The organism is Paracidovorax citrulli (assembly GCF_900100305.1).
GTDB classification, from domain to species: domain Bacteria; phylum Pseudomonadota; class Gammaproteobacteria; order Burkholderiales; family Burkholderiaceae_C; genus Paracidovorax; species Paracidovorax citrulli.
This window is the reverse complement of sequence record NZ_FNEY01000061.1, coordinates 1-3786: the sequence shown is the minus strand read 5'-3', so window position 1 is coordinate 3786 and position 3786 is coordinate 1. Positions and strand designations below refer to the sequence as shown.

The following is a 3786-nucleotide window of genomic DNA, read 5'->3' as shown; positions in this document are numbered from 1 at the left end:
GACCTTCGACCACAACTACACAGCCTCCTACTACCTTCATGAACTCCGAACACCGGAGTCCTATCGAGGCGACAACTATTCTGACGCGGGGGGGGACCGCGCAGGTGCGCATATGGGGAGCAATCTTCAAGGCTTGGTATTGGGGCAACTCGGTATCTGCGCCTCTTTCGTGCATTCCGGTGGGATGCTTTCGAAGAGCACATCGCGACCGACACGTACGCGGTTCATGTCAACCGGCGGGTCCAAGTACCAGTGGATTTCGCCGTTCAGCCAGAGATCGACCACTTCGCTCTGGCCCAGCAAGGTCTTGGGCTCGATGCGATACAGCCGGACCACATAAGGCATCTTGAAGCGCGGATGGGTGATGCGCTGCAGGAAAGATGCTTTATGGAACTCCAGGCGGTACACCCGGTGCGGGCTGTTTTCGGCATCTGCGAAGGTGGGCGTTGCCAGAGCCCATCCCGCCAGGAACAACGCGTTCAGGCCCAGGCACCAGACGATGCATGGCACGTTCTTGAGGTTGGAAAGCTTCATTACCACTCCAGCTTGATCGGAAAAGGAAGGCGCACACGATGCACGTCGGAGACGATCATGAAATCTCCGCCCAGGCCGTACAGGGCGCGCCACTGCCTGAAATGCTGGTTCTGCACAAGATAGCTCTGGCGGTCCGCTTCGGCCGCATTGGCATGCATCCATTGTTCCGTGAGAGGGATGGCCAAGGTGGACCTGGGTGTCCGTTTCACACCACCGGGCCCCCAGAAGCCCAGCGGCTGCGACAGGAAGGAATCGTCGTTGAAATCATAGGAATCGCGCAGGTAGAAGGCCAACTCATCGATTGAGATAGTGGTCTTTCCAGCCTCCTTGGGCGTTACCATGCCCGACACCGCGATCTTGAGCGTCGCCTCGCCCATGGCGCCGTAGAAGTCATCCATGGGATCGCCAAGTCGGCCAACATTCAAGAAATTCACTTGGTAGTTTTCGTCCAAGGCTTTGGCTGGCTGGTTCAAGTTCCCAAACCGCCAAGGCTGGGTCTGCCGCATCGACTGCTGTTTGATCCGCTCTTGTAACTGCGCGATTCCGGCAGGGCTATTCCATTGCGCCTGCAACAGCGACATCGCAGCCCGCACGCGCGCAAATCCCAATGCCCACTGCATGGTGACGGTGTCCTCGTCCAATTGCGCGGAATTCAAATCGATCAGGTGGCGCTGCCCACTTTTGATGGTGTCCGGCATCTCGAACGCCGCTCCCCTGAACCACCGCTCCATCAACGCCGCCGCCACCGGCCAACCCAAACGAGAGCGCATCACTCCCGGAATGTCATCCAGCCGGAACCGCCGTACCTTCGGTGGCAGCTTGTCTTCCAATTGCGCGCGCAGGCGCTCCGTATCGACATGGACGATGCCGTTCATGTGTCCCTTCCCTCTGCTGTTTTTCTTCGGGCCGGATTCTGGAGGGAAACATCTGCGGGCGCCACAAAAGTGGGGTTGCGGCATGGTTACGAAGCGCAACTGCCGCGCTTATCTAAGCCCTCACCTGCAGGGATGGGTTGGCGCACACCGAGGTCTGCGGCGCCATGCGTGCGCCAAAGCTCCCTGACTTGCTGAAGGCCGCCGAACTGGTTTTTTCACCGTACACGTGAAAACGGGCGCAAATCGCCGCTAGTATGGCAATAGTTTACAAATGGACACGAGGCCCGTCATAAGAAAGCTCTTGGGAGGGGCTCCATGAACCAGTTCAAGACATGAGCGCGCTCCGCTTTCGGGCGGGGCGACTACTTGCTGTACCGCTTGCACTACGGCGACCTGCAATTCATGCATGCGATGGGTACCTACGATGGGAAACCGCGGCTGAAACGGTGGAGCGCACGAAGATGTGGGCCGAATTACTATGGGGCGTGGCTTCCGGGACAAAGCCGACAGGCGTCTTCATCTGGGACCTGGGTCACCCTAACTGGCCAGCTACTTCCCGGGTGACATCATGACTATGAACCCGTTCGCCATTGGCATCGTCGAGGTGCGTAAGGACCTGGACAAGGTCGCCATGGGCGTTTTGCTGCATATGGTGCAGAACAGCTTTTAGCAGGCCAATGCGAAACCCAGACAGGAGGCCGGCGCATTCATGTTGCCGGAAATTTCTTGAAGACGATGCACGGGTCGGCATCGGGCATCAAGATGGTCGTGCGAAGCTTGCCACGGGTGATGCTCACCCGCAGGTTCTGTCGGGCCTGTTCATCCAGATTTTCTTTAGCGTTTCCTCGAATGATCCTGTCCGGGTTTCCGATGATCTGCTTTTTGTAGTAACGCGGCCAGCCTTCGAAAATGACGACTTCGTCGAACTGCTTTCCCTTGGCCTTGTGCATGTTCATGACGAAGACGCCTGAGGGAGGGCTCGCTTGAGTAGAAAAGTGCTCGCGAACGAACGCCTGACGCGTGATTTCCAGAGCGTTTTCATAGTGGCCAAAGGTTCGCCAGTCCTCCGAGAGTTCCTGACGTAGCTGGGTGCCGCGTTCAAGCAGGCGGATGTTCTTGACTTCAAGCCCAACCTCCTTGCAACGCGGACAAGAACTCGCATCGAGCACTTGTCTGATGGCGCGCCAATCCGCATCAGGATCACCTGATAGAGCTACAACCCGGGCTTGCTCGTAAGTCTTCAAGAGTCTTACCATGATGCTATTGGCGGGCAGCGCCTTTCCGGCTGCCTTTCTCTGCGCCGACATCGCAAATGCCTTGCGGATGTTGTCCGCCTCCTGCAAGTCACCTTTTGCAGGAGCGTCGCCGCCCTTGCCTTGGTAGAAGTTGCAGAGTAGATCGATGAAGCCGTCCAAGTGGAACAGCGTTGTCGGCTGCATCAGGTAGGAGACGACTTCGGCCGCCAGGATGGCAGCGTCGAGTTCGACCGCAGCGGTATGAGATATTGCAGTAAGTTTGCTTGGCGGCTGCCTGAAAAGATCCGACACGTTACGCGTCATCTTCTTCGTTGGAACGAGCACTGCAAGGGACCAATCTGCCTTCTTCAAAGCGACCAAGCGTTTTCGGGCAGCGTAGGTCGTCGTGATGAGGGCGACGGCAGCTTCGTTCTCGTTTGCAGGGTAGCCTTTCAGTTCGATACCCGTATACCCGCCGGCCTTCCGGCTGAACTTGCCCGTGAGAACTTCGTTTGCAAACAGCAGGATGTCCGTGCCAGAACTGCGGTGGTTGTCCCCCGCCAGCGGGATCTCCTGCGCCTTGAACACTCCGAGGAACTGGTTGAGTCGCTCAGGGTCCGCGCCAATCCAGTCGTAGATGCGTTGCTCCGGATCCGCCAGGGCGAGCAACGTGCTGGTACGACCAAGTTGTTGCACTACTGCCCACTGGTCGCTATTGGTATCTTGAAATTCATCTAAGATAATGAACGGATAGCGCGTGGCAACGAGCTTACGCAGTCGCTCGCTGCGCGACAGAAGCCGGGCGACCAAGCTGGCGAACAGGTCGAAGCACACCCGACCATCTTCCGTCGCGAGTCTTAGGCGCTCTTTGCTCTCTCGTCCTTTCTTTTGGGATCGTTCTTCATCCGTCAGCTTGCTGGCCGGCTTGTTCCCTGCGGATTGTCGATAGCGCGATCGCTTCGTTGGCGGGCGTCAGAATGGACAGCTTTCGGGGTAGCCCCAATAGATAGCCGTGCGTCTTCAGGATGCGCCAGAAGAAGGAGTGATACCGGAGCATGTCAAGGTAGTTGTCGCGTCGATCAAGCAGCCCGAGGCTGCGTATTCGATGCGGTCGCCGCGGCATTGGAGATGCCGTCGCGCTC

4 protein-coding genes are annotated in these 3786 nt (G+C 57.8%); all 4 read right to left on the bottom strand.

The window, feature by feature from the left end:
• Positions 1 to 126: 126 nt before the first annotated feature.
• The gene (locus BLR99_RS22040; protein WP_011796262.1) at positions 127 to 534 is read right to left on the bottom strand and encodes a hypothetical protein; all 408 of its coding nucleotides are present in this window, start codon (positions 532 to 534) and stop codon (positions 127 to 129) included.
• Complete coding sequence (locus BLR99_RS22035) at positions 534 to 1409, bottom strand: DUF6402 family protein (RefSeq protein ID WP_017438149.1); 876 nt, start codon at positions 1407 to 1409, stop codon at positions 534 to 536. The genes BLR99_RS22040 and BLR99_RS22035 overlap by 1 nt, the downstream gene beginning before the upstream one ends.
• Before the next feature lie 707 nt (positions 1410 to 2116).
• Entirely contained in the window at positions 2117 to 3478 is a 1362-nt protein-coding gene (locus tag BLR99_RS22030; protein WP_074687520.1) for a UvrD-helicase domain-containing protein, read from the bottom strand.
• A gap of 67 nt (positions 3479 to 3545) precedes the next feature.
• The coding region (locus tag BLR99_RS23315) for a hypothetical protein (protein WP_211481591.1) at positions 3546 to 3786 on the bottom strand (241 nt) is incomplete at its 5' end.

What these genes read in the sequence shown, in the direction of transcription:
- BLR99_RS22040 (WP_011796262.1), bottom strand. Translation starts at nt 534, where the DNA reads ATGAAGCTTTCCAACCTCAAGAACGTGCCATGCATCGTCTGGTGCCTG.
- BLR99_RS22035 (WP_017438149.1), bottom strand. Translation starts at nt 1,409, where the DNA reads ATGAACGGCATCGTCCATGTCGATACGGAGCGCCTGCGCGCGCAATTG.